Here is a 19546-nt window from a genome sequence, read left to right as displayed (position 1 = left end):
TCAGTTATTACGATAGATTTCGAAATCGTATTATGTTTCCTTTGAAAAATGCGCAAGGAAGAATTGTTGGATATTCAGGTCGAACATATACCGGTCAAGAACCAAAATACCTAAATAGTCCTGAAACGCCTATCTTTCAAAAAAGAAAGTTGTTATATAACTTAGATAAAGCACGTAAATCAATTAGAAAATTAGATGAAATTGTATTACTAGAAGGTTTTATGGATGTTATAAAATCTGATACTGCTGGCTTGAAAAACGTTGTTGCAACAATGGGTACACAGTTGTCAGATGAACATATTACCTTTATACGAAAGTTAACATCAAATATAACATTAATGTTTGATGGGGATTTTGCGGGTAGTGAAGCAACACTTAAAACAGGTCAACATTTGTTACAGCAAGGGCTAAATGTATTTGTTATACAATTGCCATCTGGCATGGATCCGGATGAATACATTGGTAAGTATGGCAACGACGCATTTACTACTTTTGTAAAAAATGACAAAAAGTCATTTGCACATTATAAAGTAAGTATATTAAAAGATGAAATTGCACATAATGACCTTTCATATGAACGTTATTTGAAAGAACTGAGTCATGACATTTCACTTATGAAGTCATCAATTCTGCAACAAAAGGCTATAAATGATGTTGCGCCATTTTTCAATGTTAGTCCTGAGCAGTTAGCTAACGAAATACAATTCAATCAAGCACCAGCCAATTATTATCCAGAAGATGAGTATGGCGGTTATGATGAGTATGGCGGTTATATTGAACCTGAGCCAATTGGTATGGCACAATTTGACAATTTGAGCCGTCAAGAAAAAGCGGAGCGAGCATTTTTAAAACATTTAATGAGAGATAAAGATACATTTTTAAATTATTATGAAAGTGTTGATAAGGATAACTTCACAAATCAGCATTTTAAATATGTATTCGAAGTCTTACATGATTTTTATGCGGAAAATGATCAATATAATATCAGTGATGCTGTGCAGTATGTTAATTCAAATGAGTTGAGAGAAACACTAATTAGCTTAGAACAATATAATTTGAATGACGAACCATATGAAAATGAAATTGATGATTATGTCAATGTTATTAATGAAAAAGGACAAGAAACAATTGAGTCATTGAATCATAAATTAAGGGAAGCTACAAGGATTGGCGATGTAGAATTACAAAAATACTATTTACAGCAAATTGTTGCTAAGAATAAAGAACGCATGTAGCATGTGATTTTAAAGAATAATACGAATAATGATTATGTCAAAATGTATAAGGGTAAATGATAGTTACCGCATTTAAACAACACTATTGAAAAATAAATATTGGGATTAGTTCCAATTTGTAAAATAAAATTAAAAATATGGATGAATTAATTAAGAATTTAGTTTAAAATAGCAATATTGAATAAATTTCGAATGTTCATATTTAAAATCGGGAGGCCGTTTCATGTCTGATAACACAGTTAAAATTAAAAAACAAACAATTGATCCGACATTAACATTAGAAGATGTTAAGAAGCAATTAATTGAAAAGGGTAAAAAAGAGGGTCATTTAAGTCATGAAGAAATTGCTGAAAAACTTCAGAATTTTGATATCGACTCTGATCAAATGGATGATTTCTTTGATCAATTAAATGATAATGATATTTCACTAGTTAATGAAAAAGATAGTTCAGATACTGACGAGAAACTGAATCCAAGTGATCTTAGTGCCCCTCCAGGTGTTAAAATAAATGACCCAGTTCGTATGTACCTTAAAGAAATTGGGCGTGTTAACTTATTAAGTGCACAAGAAGAAATCGAATTAGCCAAACGTATTGAACAAGGTGATGAAGTAGCAAAATCAAGACTTGCAGAAGCGAACTTACGTTTAGTTGTAAGTATTGCTAAAAGATACGTAGGTCGTGGTATGTTATTCCTTGATTTAATCCAAGAAGGTAATATGGGTCTTATTAAAGCTGTTGAAAAATTTGACTTTAACAAAGGATTTAAGTTTTCAACATATGCAACATGGTGGATTAGACAAGCAATCACTCGTGCAATTGCTGACCAAGCACGTACGATTCGTATCCCTGTGCATATGGTAGAAACAATTAATAAATTAATTCGTGTTCAACGTCAATTATTACAGGACTTAGGTCGAGATCCAGCACCAGAAGAAATTGGTGAAGAAATGGATTTACCAGCAGAAAAAGTTCGTGAAATTTTAAAAATTGCGCAAGAACCTGTTTCATTAGAAACACCAATTGGTGAAGAAGATGATAGTCATTTAGGAGACTTTATTGAGGATCAGGAAGCACAAAGTCCTTCAGATCATGCTGCTTATGAATTATTAAAAGAGCAATTAGAAGATGTGCTTGATACATTAACTGATAGAGAAGAAAATGTATTACGATTAAGATTTGGTCTTGATGACGGCAGAACAAGAACACTTGAAGAAGTTGGTAAAGTTTTCGGTGTTACACGTGAACGTATTCGACAAATTGAAGCAAAAGCACTTAGAAAATTAAGACATCCAAGTCGTAGTAAACGTTTGAAAGACTTTATGGATTAATTTATATCAATTTTAATGATTGATACCAAGACATGAATAAGCGCTTATTTATTTTTAGATTAAGATTTAACTTGAGTGAGGTTGGTACATTGAATAATGTTCAACCTCTTTTTTCATAAAGGAGAATAAAATGATTTCGTTAAATAACCGATTAACGACGGTAAGTCGATTTTTAAAACAAGGTACAATCGCGGATATTGGCTCAGATCATGCTTATTTGCCAATCTATGCAATTCAAAACCATTTATGCGAATGCGGTATTGCTGGAGAAGTTATTCAAGGCCCTTTTCAAGCTGCTGTGAAAAATGTAGCTGCAAATCATTTAGTAGAAAGAATTGATGTACGTTTAGGGGATGGCTTAAGTGTTATTCATCCTGAGGACGTAATCGATAATATCACAATTTGTGGTATGGGCGGACCACTTATTGCTAAAATTTTAAAAGATGGGCAAGATAAGTTAAGTCAACATCCAAGGTTGATTTTACAAAGTAATATACAAACTGAAAATTTAAGACAAACATTACAACAATTGAATTATGAAATAATTGATGAAATAATAATGGAAGAAAAAGGCCATATTTATGAAATTGTTGTAGCAGAACATTCTACACAATTAATAGAGCTATCATCTGATGAATTGAAATTCGGACCAAAATTGCTGAACAACAAAAATGAATATTTTATAAAAAAATGGCAAAGAGAGTTAGAAGCACTTTATCATATTAAATCGAAACTCAATACTGAACAACATCATCAACGTTTAGCTCAAATTAATGACGAAATTGCTGTAATTGAAAGGGTGTTATAGTAATGAAAATAGCTGATTTAATGACATTGTTAGATCATCATGTGCCATTTAGTACTGCTGAATCTTGGGATAATGTAGGATTGTTAATAGGTGATGGAGATGTTGAAGTTACTGGTGTTTTAACAGCATTAGACTGTACGTTGGAAGTAGTAAATGAAGCAATCGAAAAAGGTTATAATACTATTATTAGTCATCATCCTCTAATCTTTAAAGGCGTAACATCATTAAAAGCTAATGGTTATGGTTTGATCATTAGAAAACTAATTCAACATGACATTAATTTAATAGCGATGCATACAAATTTAGATGTAAATCCGTATGGTGTCAATATGATGTTGGCGAAGGCGATGGGTTTGAAGAACATTTCAATAATAAATAATCAACAAGATGTATACTATAAAGTTCAAACATATATACCTAAGGATAATGTTGGACCATTTAAAGATAAGCTTAGTGAAAATGGATTAGCGCAAGAAGGTAATTATGAATATTGTTTCTTTGAAAGTGAAGGAAGAGGGCAATTCAAACCAGTTGGTGAAGCTAATCCAACAATAGGACAAATTGATAAAATTGAAGATGTAGATGAAGTTAAAATTGAATTTATGATAGATGCATATCAAAAGTCAAGGGCTGAGCAATTAATTAAACAATACCATCCATATGAAACACCGGTATTTGATTTTATTGAGATAAAACAAACATCCCTTTATGGACTTGGCGTTATGGCAGAAGTGGATAATCAAATGACATTGGAAGATTTCGCAGCTGATATTAAATCTAAATTAAATATCCCAAGTGTCCGTTTTGTTGGTGAGTCTAATCAGAAAATTAAACGTATTGCAATTATTGGTGGTTCAGGTATTGGATATGAATATCAAGCTGTCCAACAAGGCGCAGATGTCTTTGTTACAGGTGATATTAAACATCATGATGCCTTAGATGCTAAAATTCATGGTGTGAATTTAATTGATATTAATCATTACAGCGAATATGTGATGAAAGAAGGTTTAAAAACGTTACTAATGAATTGGTTCAATATAGAAAAAATAAATATAGATGTTGAAGCATCTACAATTAATACAGATCCATTTCAATATATTTAAACTAAAATCTCGGGATTTCTAAATTTTGAAATTTCGAGGTTTTAATATTTTTATTTAAAATAGCACATTTATACTTTATAATAGTAAAGATGAACATATAAGGAGGCCAAATCATGGCAAAACATCCATTCGAACAATTTAATCTAGAATCTAGTTTAATTGACGCTGTGAAAGACCTTAATTTTGAAAAACCAACTGAAATTCAGAATCGAATTATTCCAAGAATACTAAAGAGAACAAATTTAATTGGTCAATCTCAAACGGGTACAGGGAAATCTCATGCATTTTTATTACCATTAATGCAGTTAATTGATAGTGAAATAAAAGAACCACAAGCAATCGTAGTTGCACCAACAAGAGAACTTGCACAACAACTATACGATGCAGCGAACCATTTAAGCCAATTTAAAGCTGGTGTTTCAGTTAAAGTTTTTATTGGTGGTACAGATATAGAGAAAGATAGACAACGTTGTAATGCACAACCACAATTGATTATAGGCACCCCTACTAGAATTAATGACTTAGCTAAAACGGGACATTTACATGTGCACTTAGCATCATATTTAGTTATTGATGAAGCGGATCTTATGATTGACTTAGGATTAATTGAAGATGTAGATTACATTGCTGCAAGATTGGAAGATAATGCAAATATTGCGGTGTTTAGTGCTACAATTCCACAACAGTTACAACCATTTTTAAATAAATATTTAAGTCATCCAGAATATGTAGCTGTCGACAGTAAAAAACAAAATAAAAAGAACATCGAATTCTTTTTAATACCTACTAAAGGTGCAGCTAAAGTTGAAAAAACTTTAAATTTAATTGATATACTAAATCCATACTTATGTATTATTTTCTGTAATAGTAGAGATAATGCAAATGATTTAGCACGTTCACTAAATGAAGCTGGTATTAAAGTTGGTATGATTCATGGTGGTTTAACGCCACGTGAACGTAAACAACAAATGAAACGTATACGTAATTTAGAATTCCAATACGTTATTGCCAGCGATTTAGCATCTCGTGGTATTGATATTGAAGGTGTTAGTCATGTCATCAATTTTGATGTGCCAAATGATATTGACTTCTTTACGCATAGAGTTGGACGAACTGGTCGTGGGAATTATAAAGGTGTAGCAATTACGCTTTATAGTCCTGATGAAGAACACAATATTTCATTAATAGAAGATCGCGGTTTTGTATTCAATACTGTTGATATTAAAGATGGTGAGTTAAAAGAAGTTAAAGCGCACAATCAGCGTCAAGCAAGAATGCGCAAAGATGACCATTTAACTAATCAAGTGAAGAACAAAGTTCGAAGTAAAATTAAAAACAAAGTTAAACCAGGTTATAAGAAGAAATTTAAACAAGAAGTTGAAAAAATGAAACGTCAAGAGCGTAAACAATTTAGTAAGCAGCAAAATAGACAAAAACGTAAGCAAAACAAAAAAGGTTAGGTGTGTTTTATGTTATTAGGATCACATGTTTCAATGAGTGGTAAAAAGATGTTAGAAGGTTCTGCTATAGAAGCGTATGAATATGGTGAAACAACATTTATGATTTATACTGGTGCACCTCAAAACACGCGCCGTAAAAGTATTGAAGATTTAAATATAACTAAAGGTCATGAAGTGATGGAAAAATATGGCTTATCTAATATTGTTGTTCATGCACCATACATCATTAATATTGCAAATACAACCAAACCAGAAACGTTTAATCTTGGTGTAGATTTCTTGCAACAAGAAATCGAAAGAACGCAAGCTATAGGCGCTAAAGATATTGTATTACATCCAGGTGCGCATGTTGGAGCTGGTGTTGATGCCGGAATTAATAAGATTATTGAAGGATTAAATGAAGTTTTAACGAATGACAATAATGTACGTATTGCGCTTGAAACGATGGCAGGTAAAGGTACAGAGATTGGTCGCTCGTTTGAAGAGTTAGCACGTATTATTGATGGAGTTCATAATAACGAACGTTTATCAGTATGTTTTGATACATGTCATACGCATGATGCTGGATATAATGTGAAAGAGGACTTTGATGGCGTATTAAATGAATTTGATAAAATTATTGGAGTCGACAGAATCAAAGTTGTTCATGTCAATGATTCTAAAAATGACCGTGGCGCTCAAAAAGACCGACATGAAAATATTGGCTTCGGTTACATTGGTTTTGATGCATTAAATTACATTGTGCATCATGATAGTTTTAAAGATATTCCGAAAATCTTAGAAACACCTTATGTTGGTGAAGATAAGAAAAATAAAAAACCGCCATATAAACTTGAAATTGAAATGTTAAAACAACAGCAATTTGACCCAGAATTAAAAAATAAGGTTATGCAACAATAAAATGATAATGCTCTCTTCAAGAAATGCGATAAATAAAACTTGAAGGGGGCATATCTCTTTATTTTGTCTAATTTTGAGTCGTAAACATTACTGTTTACATATGTTACTAGGAGTTGTATAGTTGAATGCGAGGTGAGAATACGATGACACCAGTCTTTGAATTGAAAAATGTCAATTACTACTATGATCATAAAAAAGTGTTAGAAAATATAAACATTAAAATAAATAAAGGTGAATTTTTAGCGATTGTTGGACCAAATGGTGCTGGTAAATCAACATTATTGAAGTTGATTCTAGGGTTATTACCTTTACAAAGTGGTGAGATTTTTGTTGAAGGTATTGATTTTAAAAATAAGAAAACATCAATTAAATTAAGCTATGTATCACAAAAAGCAAATGCCTTTAATTCAGGTTTCCCAGCAAGTGTTAAAGAAGTTGTTTTAAGCGGATTAACAAAGACAAAACGTCTTTTCCAAACATTTAATAGCAAAGATAATGAAAAAGTGATTAAAGTACTAGAAAGACTGAATATAAGTGATTTAATTCATAAAAATATAGCAGAATTATCAGGTGGTCAACAACAACGTGTAATGATTGCCCGAGCATTGATTTCAGAACCTGCAGTATTAGTACTTGATGAACCAACGAATGGTATTGATGCAAAACATGTAAGTGAATTTTATAATACTTTAGATCAATTAAAACAAGAAGGTATCACCATTATCTTAGTTACTCATGATATCGGTGTTGTAGCAGATACTGCTACTGAAGTAGCATGTTTAAATAAGCATTTGCATTTCCATGGTACAACTGATGAGTTTAAATCACTTGATGAAGTTGAAATTTCAAAAATTTATGGACATCCTGTACGTTTTGTCGATCATCAGCATAATCGAGAATGTTGTAATTAATAAAGATTTGAGTTTATTTAAAATGGAAAGGCGTGTCACAATTGATAGATGCATTATTGAATTTTGATTTTATGAGGTACTCTTTAATTAGTGGTATCTTGATAGGTTTTATTGCGCCTCTAATCGGTGCTTTTATCGTTGTTAGACGACTATCACTTATAGCTGATGCTCTAAGTCATGTAACTTTAGGTGGTATATCCTTCGGTATGTTTTTACTTACTATTATGCCAACACTAGTATTTATTAATCCAATGTGGTTTGGAATCTTATTCGCAATAGTAGGTGCGCTTCTAATTGAAAAATTAAGAACGTCATACACTGCTTACCAAGAAATTGCTATTCCAATTATAATGAGTGCTGGTATCGCCTTGAGTGCAATCTTCATTTCATTAGCTGATGGGTTCAATCAAGAAATTGTTGGATTGCTATTTGGCTCAATAAGCGCAGTGAATATAAGTGATTTAACAACGATTATTGTCATTGCCATCATAGTTGTTCTGTTTATTACATTGTTTTATAAAGAATTATTTATATTGTCATTTGATGAGGAATATAGTAAAGTCATTGGCATTCATAAATGGATTCAATTTTTATTTATTGTTATTGTAGCGATGGTTATTTCTGCCTCAATGCGTGTTGTAGGGATACTGTTAGTAAGTGCTTTAATCACGTTACCAATTGCAATAAGTATGCGAATAACAAAAAGTTTTAAGCAATTGATATTACTAAGTGTATTTTTAGGTGAATTATCAGTAATATTAGGCTTAGTCCTAGCTTTCTATATGGACATTTCTCCGGGTGGTGTAATTGTAGTTCTACTAGTTATTTTACTTATGATTACAATGGCTTATCAGAAAATGCGAATGAAGTTTAAAAAGGGAGCTAATATCAATGAATACAAATGATGCTATTAAAATTTTAAAAGAGAACGGTTTAAAATATACAGATAAACGTAAAGATATGTTAGATATTTTTGTCGAAGAAGATAAGTATATAAACGCAAAGTATATACAACAAGTTATGGATGAAAATTATCCTGGAATTTCATTCGACACAATATATAGAAACCTGCACTTATTTAAAGATTTAGGGATTATTGAAAATACAGAACTTGATGGTGAAATGAAGTTTAGAATCGCTTGTACAAACCATCATCATCATCATTTTATCTGTGAAAAGTGTGGAGATACAAAGGTAATAGATTATTGTCCAATAGATCAGATAAAGTTATCACTACCTGGTGTTAATATTCACAAACACAAACTTGAAGTTTATGGTGTATGTGAGTCTTGCCAAGATTAATTTAAAAAATGAGATTTATGCACATTTGGTCAGATGTATGCATAAATCTCATTTTTTAAATTATAGAAGATAAAGGTTCATTTCATACTCCGTTCGTATGATTTTATGGCAAATCTGTTAACTTTTTATATACAAAATGTTTAATTATTTTTGATTTGAGTTATATTAAATGAGTAGAGAAAATAATAAGTAGTAGAATTTAAGCAAATTCTTTGTTGAACCAGTCACTGCTTGTTATTATTTACTTACAGACATTTTAGGAGGATGATTATTTATGGCTTTTGAATTACCAAAATTACCATACGCATTTGATGCATTAGAACCACATTTTGACAAAGAAACTATGGAAATTCACCATGACAGACATCATAACACGTATGTTACGAAATTAAATGCTGCAGTAGAAGGTACAGATTTAGAATCTAAATCTATTGAAGAAATTGTTGCTAATTTAGACAGTGTACCAGCTAACATCCAAACTGCTGTACGTAATAATGGCGGTGGACATTTAAACCATTCATTATTCTGGGAGTTACTTTCACCAAACTCAGAAGAAAAAGGTACTGTAGTAGAAAAAATTAAAGAACAATGGGGTTCTTTAGAAGAATTTAAAAAAGAATTTGCTGACAAAGCAGCTGCACGCTTTGGTTCAGGTTGGGCTTGGTTAGTCGTAAACAATGGCCAGTTAGAAATTGTGACTACACCAAACCAAGATAATCCATTAACTGAGGGTAAAACACCTATTTTAGGTTTAGACGTATGGGAACACGCTTATTACCTAAAATATCAAAACAAACGCCCTGACTACATTGGCGCATTTTGGAATGTAGTTAACTGGGAAAAAGTTGACGAATTATATAATGCAACAAAATAAAGTATGATTACTTGTTCGGTCTCTTAAATGAGACCGTTATTTTTTTGTCAAAAAGATAGAAATAATTTCTAAATTCATATATGATTTAAAGTGAAAGACTTTGAATAGAGGTAGGTAGTTTTGTTAAAAAGACTAAAAGAAAAATCAAATGATGAAATCGTTCAAAATACAATTAACAAGAGAATTAACTTTATATTTGGTGTGATTGTATTTATTTTTGCAGTACTAGTACTACGTTTAGGTTATTTACAAATCGCACAAGGCTCACATTATAAACAAATTATAAAAAATGATGAAAACATTACAGTGAATGAGTCTGTGCCAAGAGGTCGTATTTTAGACAGAAATGGGAAAGTTTTAGTTGATAATGCTTCTAAAATGGCTATTACATATACTAGGGGTCGAAAAACAACACAATCGGAAATGTTGGATACGGCTGAAAAGTTATCAAAGCTAATCAAGATGGATACTAAGAAAATTACAGAACGTGATAAGAAAGATTTCTGGATTCAGTTGCATCCTAAAAAAGCAAAAGCAATGATGACAAAAGAACAAGCTATGTTAGCAGATGGAAGTATTAAACAAGATCAATATGATAAACAACTGTTATCGAAAATCGGAAAATCACAATTAGATGAATTGTCTTCTAAAGATTTACAAGTTTTAGCTATTTTTCGAGAGATGAATGCAGGAACAGTTTTAGATCCACAAATGATAAAAAATGAAGATGTCAGTGAAAAAGAGTATGCAGCAGTTTCTCAGCAACTTTCCAAATTACCAGGTGTTAACACGTCTATGGATTGGGATAGAAAATATCCATATGGCGATACTTTAAGAGGTATATTCGGAGATGTATCGACACCTGCTGAAGGTATTCCAAAAGAATTGACAGAACATTACTTATCCAAAGGATATTCACGCAATGATCGTGTTGGAAAATCTTACCTAGAATATCAATATGAAGATGTATTGCGTGGTAAGAAGAAAGAAATGAAATACACAACGGACAAATCTGGTAAAGTTACATCTTCAGAAGTGTTAAATCCTGGCGCTCGCGGTCAAGATTTGAAATTAACGATCGATATAGATCTTCAAAAAGAAGTAGAAGCATTATTAGATAAACAAATTAAGAAGCTTCGCAGCCAAGGTGCAAAAGATATGGATAATGCTATGATGGTTGTACAAAATCCTAAAAATGGAGACATTCTTGCGCTTGCCGGAAAGCAGATTAATAAGAGTGGTAAAATGACTGATTATGACATTGGTACGTTTACTTCTCAATTTGCGGTTGGATCTTCTGTAAAAGGTGGAACATTATTAGCTGGTTATCAGAATAAAGCTATCAAAGTTGGAGAAACAATGGTCGATGAACCATTACATTTCCAAGGTGGTTTGACAAAACGATCATACTTCAATAAAAACGGGCATGTATCTATTAATGATAAGCAAGCTTTGATGCATTCATCAAACGTATATATGTTTAAAACAGCATTAAAATTAGCGGGAGACCCTTATTATTCTGGTATGGCTTTACCTTCAGATATAAGTTCACCTGCCCAAAAGCTTAGAAGAGGATTAAATCAAGTAGGCTTAGGTGTGAAAACAGGGATAGATTTACCAAATGAAACAAGAGGTCAAATCGAACCATTAACAAATAATCCAGGTAATTATCTAGATTTATCAATTGGTCAATATGATACCTATACACCATTACAATTATCACAATATGTTTCAACTATAGCGAATGATGGTTATAGAATACAGCCACACATTGGATTAACGATTCATGAATCAACTAATAAAGATGAGGTTGGTCCACTCAAGAAGAAAATTAATGGCACTGTCTTGAACAAGGTTAATAATACTGAAAAGGAAATCAAACAAATTCAAGAAGGATTCAAAATGGCATTTAATGATAAAGATGGTACTGGATATGTTAGTTTTAAAGATACAGTAGTACCTACTGCTGGTAAAACGGGTACCGCTGAAGTGTTCCAAAACGGAGAGCCAAGAGTTAACTCTACTTATATAGGATACGCGCCAATTGATGATCCAAAATTAGCGTTTTCAATTGTATATACAAATCAGCCTGTACCACCACCATGGTTAACAGGTGGAGACTTAGGTAGAGATGTAATTAACTACTACTTTAAGCAGTTAGGTAAAGATGATAAAAATAAAGACAAAGACAAATAAAATTTAACCTGACGATTGTGTAGCGCATGGTTGTAAAATTTTAACTTTGCAAATATTATAGATGTTGGTATAATAATAAAGTCGTATTTAGAAATGATAAGGAGGAATAACCATGCGCGTAAACGTAACTTTAGCTTGTACGGAATGTGGTGACAGAAACTACATTACAACTAAGAACAAAAGAAATAATCCAGAACGTGTTGAAATGAAGAAATTCTGTTCACGTGAAAACAAACAAACTTTACACCGTGAAACAAAATAATCATTAAAATTAAATTTAAATTAACAATAAAAAAGGTGAAATCTCAAAATAAGAGGTTTCACCTTTTTAATTATGCACACGTATGAAATGATAAAAGATTTTCAATTGAAATAATAAATTTTAGAATTGTCGCATAATTCATCATGACAACATAATGACATGTATTGTTATTAACGATATAATAGAATTGAATAAAGTGGGTGATAATGTGACTAAAAATGAGATTAGAAAATACATTTTACATAAAATGAAGAATTTTAATAAAGCTGAAAAGCGAAAAGCAGACACATGGTTAAGAAATCAATTTTTTGCAACTGAAGAATACAAAGAAGCAAACGCAATTGCGCTAGTTCTTTCTTTTAATCATGAAGTAGATACTTTTTCTATTATTGAACAAGCCTTAATGGATCATAAACGTATTTTTGTACCGAAAATGGATTATTTAAATCATCAAATGACTTTTAAAGAAATATTTAATCTCAAAGATATTGATGTCGATAATAAGGGGATTTACTATCCAACTTCAAAAGGTGAAACAACGAATAACCTAGATTTAATTGTTGTTCCTGGTGTTGGATTTCAAGACGATGGATATAGAATTGGGTATGGTGGTGGCTATTACGACAGGTTTTTAGCTAATTATCAGACAAAGACAATAAGCTTATTATACGATTTTCAAATAACATCATTTGAACCGGAATCATTCGATCAACCAGTCGATAAATTGATTATATATCAATCAGCATAGTGGAGGACTAAATGAACATAGACAAACAATTTTGGAAAACAATATATTATTGGATTAGGTACTTGAATTTTGATATTGTCAGTAGGGAAAAAGATGACCAAGAAATTTGGTTAGCCCATAAAAGAAAAAAACAAGTAGTCATTTTTAAACAACATATCAAGTCTACCCAAGAAATACGTTTTGACAAAGCGAAAGTGCTTGAACACAAAGATGAAATAGCAAATTTTATTTCTTTCGAACCACAAAGTTTTGAATTTTATTATTTTACAGAATCGGAATTTTCAGAAGAACAATTAAATGAAGTTTCGCCAATTAGAATTAAATTCAATGTTATAAGACACACAAAAGATTTGATAAAGCATATGCCGAATATATTTTTGGCTAGACTTATTTCAGAAGATAATGATAAAAAGACATATATGTTCTATAAACGCAAAGTATTAACCGATAACTTTTTAGATAAATATATGCAGAAATTTTCACCGGCAACATACACAATAATATTTGTAAATGTCTTAATATGGTTATGTATGATTTTATATTTAAATAATTTTTCGGATGTAAAATTATTAGATGTTGGCGGGTTAGTGCATTTTAATGTCGTACATGGTGAATGGTATCGAATTGTTACATCGATGTTTTTACATTTTAGTTTTGAACATATACTTATGAATATGCTTTCATTATTTATTTTTGGTAAAATAGTCGAAGCAATTATTGGTTCATGGCGGATGTTAACTGTATACTTTATTGCAGGGTTGTTTGGAAACTTTGTATCACTATCATTTAATACGACTACAATTTCAGTTGGGGCTAGTGGTGCTATATTTGGTCTGATTGGATCAATTTTTGCGATGATGTATGTTTCAAAAACATTTAACAAAAAAATGTTAGGACAGTTATTAATTGCATTAGTGATATTAGTTGGTGTTTCTCTGTTTATGTCAAATATAAATATTGTGGCGCATATTGGAGGATTCATTGGTGGTTTATTAATAACTTTAATTGGCTATTACTATAAAGTGAATCGTAATATTTTTTGGATTTTACTAATTGGTATGCTTGTTATATTTATTGCACTTCAAATTAGAATTTTTACAATTAAAGAAGATAATATTTATAATAAATTGATCAAAGATGATATGACTAGTGGTAATTATGATAATGCTCAAAATATTGTGAAGCAGACAATAAATAAAAATTATGCCGATGATCAAACATATTATTTAAGTGGTATGATTATGGCTACTATCAATTCTAAGTCCGAAGGTATGACAGAATGGGAGCGAGGACTTAGAATGTTTCCTAAATCAGGTTTATTAAATTTTGAGTTAGCGATAGCAAATCGTTCATTAAATGATGATGAAAAAGCATTAAAATATGTGCGTAAAGCATTAAATGCAGACCCTAAAAATACAGATTATATTAACTTAGAAAAAGAGTTGACTAAATCAAATGAGTCGAAAAATAAATAACTTTTATGATGTACAACAGTTATTGAAAAGTTACGGATTTCTAATATATTTTAAAAATCCAGAAGATATGTACGAAATGATTCAACAGGAGATTTCATCATTGTATCAATATGAACTGTTATCTAAGGAAGAATATTTGAAATGTACGTTGATAATTAATCAGAGAAGGAATGAACAGAAATGACAAAAATTATTTTAGCAGCTGATGTAGGCGGGACGACTTGTAAATTAGGTATTTTCACACCTGAATTAGAACAATTACATAAATGGTCTATTCACACTGATACATCTGATAGTACAGGATATACACTTTTGAAAGGAATTTATGATTCGTTTGTTGAAAAAGTAAATGAAAATAATTATAATTTTTCAAATGTACTTGGCGTAGGTATTGGTGTACCAGGTCCTGTTGACTTTGAAAAAGGTACAGTAAATGGAGCAGTAAACTTATATTGGCCAGAAAAAGTTAATGTACGTGAGATTTTTGAACAATTCGTTGATTGTCCAGTGTATGTAGATAATGATGCTAACATAGCTGCTTTAGGGGAGAAACACAAAGGTGCTGGTGAAGGTGCCGATGATGTTGTTGCCATCACACTTGGTACAGGTCTAGGTGGAGGAATTATTTCAAATGGTGAAATCGTACATGGTCATAATGGCTCTGGCGCAGAAATAGGTCATTTTAGAGCAGACTTCGATCAACGATTTAAATGTAATTGTGGTCGTTCTGGATGTATTGAAACAGTTGCTTCAGCGACAGGCGTTGTTAACTTAATTAACTTCTACTATCCGAAGTTGACGTTTAGATCTTCTATATTAGAATTGATTAAAGAAAATAAGGTTACAGCAAAAGCTGTTTTTGATGCGGCAAAAGCTGGTGACCAATTCTGTATTTTCATTACTGAAAAGGTTGCAAACTATATTGGATATTTATGTAGTATTATTAGTGTTACAAGTAATCCGAAATATATCGTTCTAGGTGGAGGAATGTCTACTGCAGGACCTATTTTAATTGAAAATATTAAAACAGAATATCATAATTTAACATTTGCACCTGCTCAATTTGAAACTGAAATTGTACAAGCGAAATTAGGTAATGATGCAGGTATTACAGGAGCAGCAGGATTAATCAAGACCTATGTATTAGATAAAGAGGGGGTAAAATAATGGCTATTGTTGATGTGGTTGTTATTCCAGTTGGAACGGAAGGTCCGAGTGTTAGTAAATATATTGCAGATATTCAGAAAAAACTTCAAGAATATAAAGCAATGGGTAAAATTGATTTTCAATTAACACCAATGAATACTCTAATTGAAGGTGAATTAAGCGATGTATTAGAAGTTGTGCAAGTGATACATGAATTACCTTTTGATAAAGGTTTAAGTAGAGTTTGTACAAATATCCGTATTGATGACCGACGAGACAAATCTAGAAAAATGAATGATAAACTAACATCAGTACAAAAACATTTAGAAAATAGTGGTGAAAACCTATGAGGATTTCAAGCTTAACTTTAGGCTTAGTTGATACTAATACGTATTTCATCGAAAATGACAAAGCTGTTATTCTGATTGACCCTTCAGGTGAAAGTGAAAAAATTATTAAAAAATTAAACCAAATAAATAAACCGTTAAAAGCTATTTTATTAACACATGCACACTTTGATCATATCGGAGCAGTCGATGATATAGTTGATCGATTCGATGTCCCGGTTTATATGCATGAAGCAGAGTTTGATTTTCTAAAAGATCCCGTTAAAAATGGAGCAGATAAATTTAAGCAATATGGATTACCAATTATTACAAGTAAGGTAACTCCTGAAAAGTTAAACGAAGGTAGCACAGAAATAGAAGGATTTAAGTTTAATGTGTTACACACACCTGGACATTCACCAGGAAGTTTAACATATGTGTTCGATGAATTCGCAGTTGTTGGAGATACATTATTTAATAATGGAATCGGACGTACAGATTTATATAAAGGTGATTATGAAACGCTAGTTGATTCTATTCAAGATAAAATATTTGAATTAGAAGGCGATTTACCTTTATTCCCTGGACATGGTCCATATACGACGGTTGATGATGAACAATTAAATCCATTTTTACACGGTTAAATTGAAGTAATAAAAACACCTCCTACGTGATTATATGTAGGAGGTGTTTTTTTGAAGATTCTATTTCAAGAAATAATTAATAAAGCGATAGAAATGAAAGCGAGTGATGTACATTTTATTCCAGTTAAAAATGAAGTAAGTATTAAATTTAGAATTAATGATAACTTGGAGCAGTATGAACAAATTGGGAATAGCATTTATCAAAAGTTATTAGTTTATATGAAGTTTCAAGCTGGGCTTGATGTTTCTACACAGCAAGTCGCACAGAGCGGTCGATATAGTTACCATTTCAATAAAATATATTTTTTGAGAATATCAACTTTACCATTGTCACTTGGCCAAGAAAGTTGTGTTATCAGAATTGTACCTCAATTTTTTCAACAACAGAAATCAACTTATAAATTCAATGATTTTAAACACCTCATGAATAAGAAACAAGGATTACTATTGTTTAGTGGGCCAACTGGTTCAGGAAAGAGTACATTAATGTATCAAATGGTCTCATACGCGAATAAAGCCTTGAATTTAAATGTAATTTCTATAGAGGATCCTGTAGAGATGCAAATTCCTGGTATCGTCCAAATTAATGTGAATGATAAAGCTGGCATTAACTATGTAAATTCGTTTAAAGCTATTTTAAGATGTGATCCTGATGTTATTTTAATAGGTGAAATCAGAGATAAAGATGTTGCCAAGTGTGTTATACAGGCTAGTTTAAGTGGTCACCTTGTTCTGACTACATTGCATGCAACTGATTGTAAAGGTGCTATTTTAAGGCTATTAGAAATGGGCATTTCTGTACAAGAATTGATACAGGCAACTAACTTAATTATAAACCAACGACTTGTAACTACTATTAAGCAACAGCGACAATTAGTATGCGAAATTCTATCTCAGCAACAACTCCGATATTTCTTTTCCCATAATCATTCATTACCATCATCATTTAAGAACTTAGAAGATAAACTTGATGATATGACAAAAGCAGGTGTCATTTGTGAAACTACAATGGATAAATACATTTAAACTACATTCTAAGAAGCGACAATTAAGTAAGGCCCAACAAATCGATTTACTTTCAAATTTATGTAATTTGTTGAAATATGGTTTCACTCTGTATCAAAGTTTTCAATTTTTAAATCTTCAAATGACATATAAAAATAAGCAATTAGGTACCACCATTCTAAGTGAAATTTCAAATGGTGCACCATGCAATCAAATATTATCACTGATAGGTTATAGCGATACTATCGTCATGCAAGTATATTTGGCAGAAAGATTTGGCAATATTATAGACGTTCTAGAAGAAACCGTAAATTATATGAAAGTGAATAGAAAGTCAGAACAACGATTGTTAAAGACACTGCAATACCCCTTAATACTAGTTTCTATCTTTATTGCTATGATTATTATATTAAACCTCACAGTAATTCCACAGTTTCAACAATTATATACTTCTATGAATATTCAACTATCTTCTTTTCAAAAAACATTGTCTTTTTTCATTACCAGCTTACCTACTATAATTGTAGTAATGCTCATAATAGTATCTATGTTGGCTATTATTATGAAATTAATTTATAACAATTTAAATATGCTCAATAAGATAAACTTTGTGATGAAACTACCGCTAATATCAGGCTATTTCCAATTATTTAAAACTTATTTTGTAACTAATGAATTAGTGTTGTTTTATAAAAATGGTATTACACTTCAATCAATAGTAGACGTTTATATTAACCATAGTAGTGATCCATTTAGACAGTTTCTAGGTAAATACTTATTAACTTATTCAGAAATGGGATATGGTTTGCCTCAAATTTTAGAAAAACTAAAATGCTTTAAGCCTCAATTAATTAAGTTTGTGCTACAAGGTGAAAAGAGAGGGAAGCTAGAAGTAGAACTAAAGTTATATTCGCAAATATTAGTAAAACAAATAGAAGATAAAGCGATAAAACAGACTCAGTTTTTACAGCCTATTTTATTTTTGATTTTAGGTTTATTTATTGTCGCAATTTATTTAGTAATTATGTTACCAATGTTTCAAATGATGCAAAGTATAAAATAATGGAGGTTAATATATGTTTAAATTTCTTAAGAAAACTCAAGCGTTTACATTGATAGAGATGCTATTAGTGTTATTAATCATCAGTTTATTATTAATTTTAATCATTCCAAATATTGCTAAACAAACTGCTCACATACAATCAACAGGTTGTAATGCACAGGTAAAAATGGTTAATAGTCAAATTGAAGCGTATGCATTGAAACATAATAGAAATCCATCGTCTATTGAAGACTTAATTGCAGATGGTTTTATAAAAGAAGCACAAAAGACATGTAAATCAGGAGAGACAATAACAATTAGTAATGGAGAAGCAGTTGCAAATTAGAAAGCAGTCAGCATTTACTATGATTGAGATGCTTGTGGTAATGATGTTAATCAGTATATTTCTACTTTTGACAATGACATCTAAAGGATTAAGCAATCTTAGAGTAATAGATGATGAGGCAAATATCATTTCTTTTATTACTGAATTGAATTATATTAAGTCGCAAGCTATAGCAAATCAAGGATATATCAATGTTAGATTTTATGAAAACAGTGACACTATTAAAGTAATAGAGAATAATAAAATACGATTTCTAAAATTAAAAGTAGGCAAAATAATTAATGTTGCAAAAGTTGATATTATTGCCTTTGATAAAAAAGGGAATATCAATAAATTTGGTAGCATAACAATTGACAATAACAATTCAATTTATAGAATAATATTCCATATTGAAAAAGGAAGAATTCGTTATGAAAAGCTATAAGTGTAAAGG

At 31.0% G+C, this 19546-nt stretch carries 22 protein-coding genes; all 22 read left to right on the top strand.

What is annotated here, in order from left to right:
• Positions 1 to 1235, top strand: a 1235-nt coding sequence (locus IDG60_RS08155; protein WP_206160607.1) for a toprim domain-containing protein, incomplete at its 5' end; no start/stop codon positions are given.
• Between the two features lie 223 nt (positions 1236 to 1458).
• On the top strand, positions 1459 to 2565 hold the full coding sequence (gene rpoD / locus IDG60_RS08150; RefSeq protein WP_001283055.1) for an RNA polymerase sigma factor RpoD: 1107 nt from the start codon (positions 1459 to 1461) through the stop codon (positions 2563 to 2565).
• Positions 2566 to 2695: 130 nt separating this feature from the next.
• Positions 2696 to 3373, top strand: coding sequence for a TrmK family tRNA methyltransferase (locus tag IDG60_RS08145; protein WP_000624577.1), 678 nt, complete (start codon positions 2696 to 2698; stop codon positions 3371 to 3373).
• A gap of 2 nt (positions 3374 to 3375) precedes the next feature.
• Positions 3376 to 4476, top strand: coding sequence for a Nif3-like dinuclear metal center hexameric protein (locus tag IDG60_RS08140; RefSeq protein WP_000683940.1), 1101 nt, complete (start codon positions 3376 to 3378; stop codon positions 4474 to 4476).
• A gap of 113 nt (positions 4477 to 4589) precedes the next feature.
• Positions 4590 to 5936, top strand: a complete 1347-nt coding sequence (locus IDG60_RS08135; RefSeq protein ID WP_001062177.1) for a DEAD/DEAH box helicase — start codon at positions 4590 to 4592, stop codon at positions 5934 to 5936.
• 9 nt (positions 5937 to 5945) lie between these two features.
• Positions 5946 to 6836 (top strand): deoxyribonuclease IV, encoded by an 891-nt coding sequence (locus tag IDG60_RS08130; protein WP_000924220.1) that lies wholly within the window; start codon positions 5946 to 5948, stop codon positions 6834 to 6836.
• A gap of 125 nt (positions 6837 to 6961) precedes the next feature.
• Positions 6962 to 7747 carry a metal ABC transporter ATP-binding protein gene (locus IDG60_RS08125; RefSeq protein WP_001213908.1) on the top strand — a complete coding sequence of 262 codons (786 nt, stop codon included), beginning with the start codon at positions 6962 to 6964 and terminating at the stop codon, positions 7745 to 7747.
• Positions 7748 to 7788: 41 nt separating this feature from the next.
• The gene (locus IDG60_RS08120) at positions 7789 to 8652 is read left to right on the top strand and encodes a metal ABC transporter permease (protein ID WP_000564315.1); all 864 of its coding nucleotides are present in this window, start codon (positions 7789 to 7791) and stop codon (positions 8650 to 8652) included.
• Positions 8639 to 9049, top strand: a complete 411-nt coding sequence (locus IDG60_RS08115) for a Fur family transcriptional regulator (RefSeq protein WP_001095260.1) — start codon at positions 8639 to 8641, stop codon at positions 9047 to 9049. Before IDG60_RS08120 ends, IDG60_RS08115 begins: the two co-directional genes overlap by 14 nt.
• Before the next feature lie 274 nt (positions 9050 to 9323).
• A complete protein-coding gene (locus IDG60_RS08110; protein ID WP_000863556.1) occupies positions 9324 to 9923 on the top strand; it encodes a superoxide dismutase in 600 nt (199 codons plus the stop codon).
• A gap of 120 nt (positions 9924 to 10043) precedes the next feature.
• A complete protein-coding gene (locus IDG60_RS08105) occupies positions 10044 to 12119 on the top strand; it encodes a peptidoglycan D,D-transpeptidase FtsI family protein (protein WP_000919769.1) in 2076 nt (691 codons plus the stop codon).
• A gap of 112 nt (positions 12120 to 12231) precedes the next feature.
• Positions 12232 to 12381: a 50S ribosomal protein L33 gene (rpmG, locus tag IDG60_RS08100; protein WP_001265709.1), complete on the top strand. Its 150-nt coding sequence runs from the start codon at positions 12232 to 12234 to the stop codon at positions 12379 to 12381.
• 208 nt (positions 12382 to 12589) lie between these two features.
• Positions 12590 to 13129, top strand: a complete 540-nt coding sequence (locus IDG60_RS08095; RefSeq protein ID WP_000164546.1) for a 5-formyltetrahydrofolate cyclo-ligase — start codon at positions 12590 to 12592, stop codon at positions 13127 to 13129.
• Between the two features lie 11 nt (positions 13130 to 13140).
• Complete coding sequence (locus IDG60_RS08090) at positions 13141 to 14604, top strand: rhomboid family protein (protein ID WP_001017867.1); 1464 nt, start codon at positions 13141 to 13143, stop codon at positions 14602 to 14604.
• A complete protein-coding gene (locus tag IDG60_RS08085) occupies positions 14585 to 14788 on the top strand; it encodes a YqgQ family protein (RefSeq protein ID WP_000087561.1) in 204 nt (67 codons plus the stop codon). Before IDG60_RS08090 ends, IDG60_RS08085 begins: the two co-directional genes overlap by 20 nt.
• Positions 14785 to 15771, top strand: coding sequence for an ROK family glucokinase (locus IDG60_RS08080; RefSeq protein ID WP_000161311.1), 987 nt, complete (start codon positions 14785 to 14787; stop codon positions 15769 to 15771). The genes IDG60_RS08085 and IDG60_RS08080 overlap by 4 nt, the downstream gene beginning before the upstream one ends.
• Positions 15771 to 16100 carry an MTH1187 family thiamine-binding protein gene (locus IDG60_RS08075; RefSeq protein ID WP_001018871.1) on the top strand — a complete coding sequence of 110 codons (330 nt, stop codon included), beginning with the start codon at positions 15771 to 15773 and terminating at the stop codon, positions 16098 to 16100. Before IDG60_RS08080 ends, IDG60_RS08075 begins: the two co-directional genes overlap by 1 nt.
• Positions 16097 to 16720, top strand: coding sequence for an MBL fold metallo-hydrolase (locus tag IDG60_RS08070; RefSeq protein WP_001223008.1), 624 nt, complete (start codon positions 16097 to 16099; stop codon positions 16718 to 16720). Before IDG60_RS08075 ends, IDG60_RS08070 begins: the two co-directional genes overlap by 4 nt.
• 51 nt (positions 16721 to 16771) lie before the next feature.
• Positions 16772 to 17746 (top strand): competence type IV pilus ATPase ComGA, encoded by a 975-nt coding sequence (gene comGA, locus IDG60_RS08065; protein WP_000697220.1) that lies wholly within the window; start codon positions 16772 to 16774, stop codon positions 17744 to 17746.
• Positions 17718 to 18788 carry a competence type IV pilus assembly protein ComGB gene (comGB, locus tag IDG60_RS08060; RefSeq protein WP_000776422.1) on the top strand — a complete coding sequence of 357 codons (1071 nt, stop codon included), beginning with the start codon at positions 17718 to 17720 and terminating at the stop codon, positions 18786 to 18788. Before comGA ends, comGB begins: the two co-directional genes overlap by 29 nt.
• Positions 18789 to 18801: 13 nt before the next feature.
• Positions 18802 to 19113, top strand: coding sequence for a competence type IV pilus major pilin ComGC (gene comGC, locus IDG60_RS08055; protein WP_000472256.1), 312 nt, complete (start codon positions 18802 to 18804; stop codon positions 19111 to 19113).
• Positions 19091 to 19537 carry a competence type IV pilus minor pilin ComGD gene (gene comGD / locus IDG60_RS08050; RefSeq protein WP_001788899.1) on the top strand — a complete coding sequence of 149 codons (447 nt, stop codon included), beginning with the start codon at positions 19091 to 19093 and terminating at the stop codon, positions 19535 to 19537. The genes comGC and comGD overlap by 23 nt, the downstream gene beginning before the upstream one ends.
• Positions 19538 to 19546: the final 9 nt, after the last annotated feature.

It is taken from the genome of Staphylococcus sp. EG-SA-2 (assembly GCF_017152085.1).
This window is presented reverse-complemented; position numbering and strand designations above follow the sequence as displayed.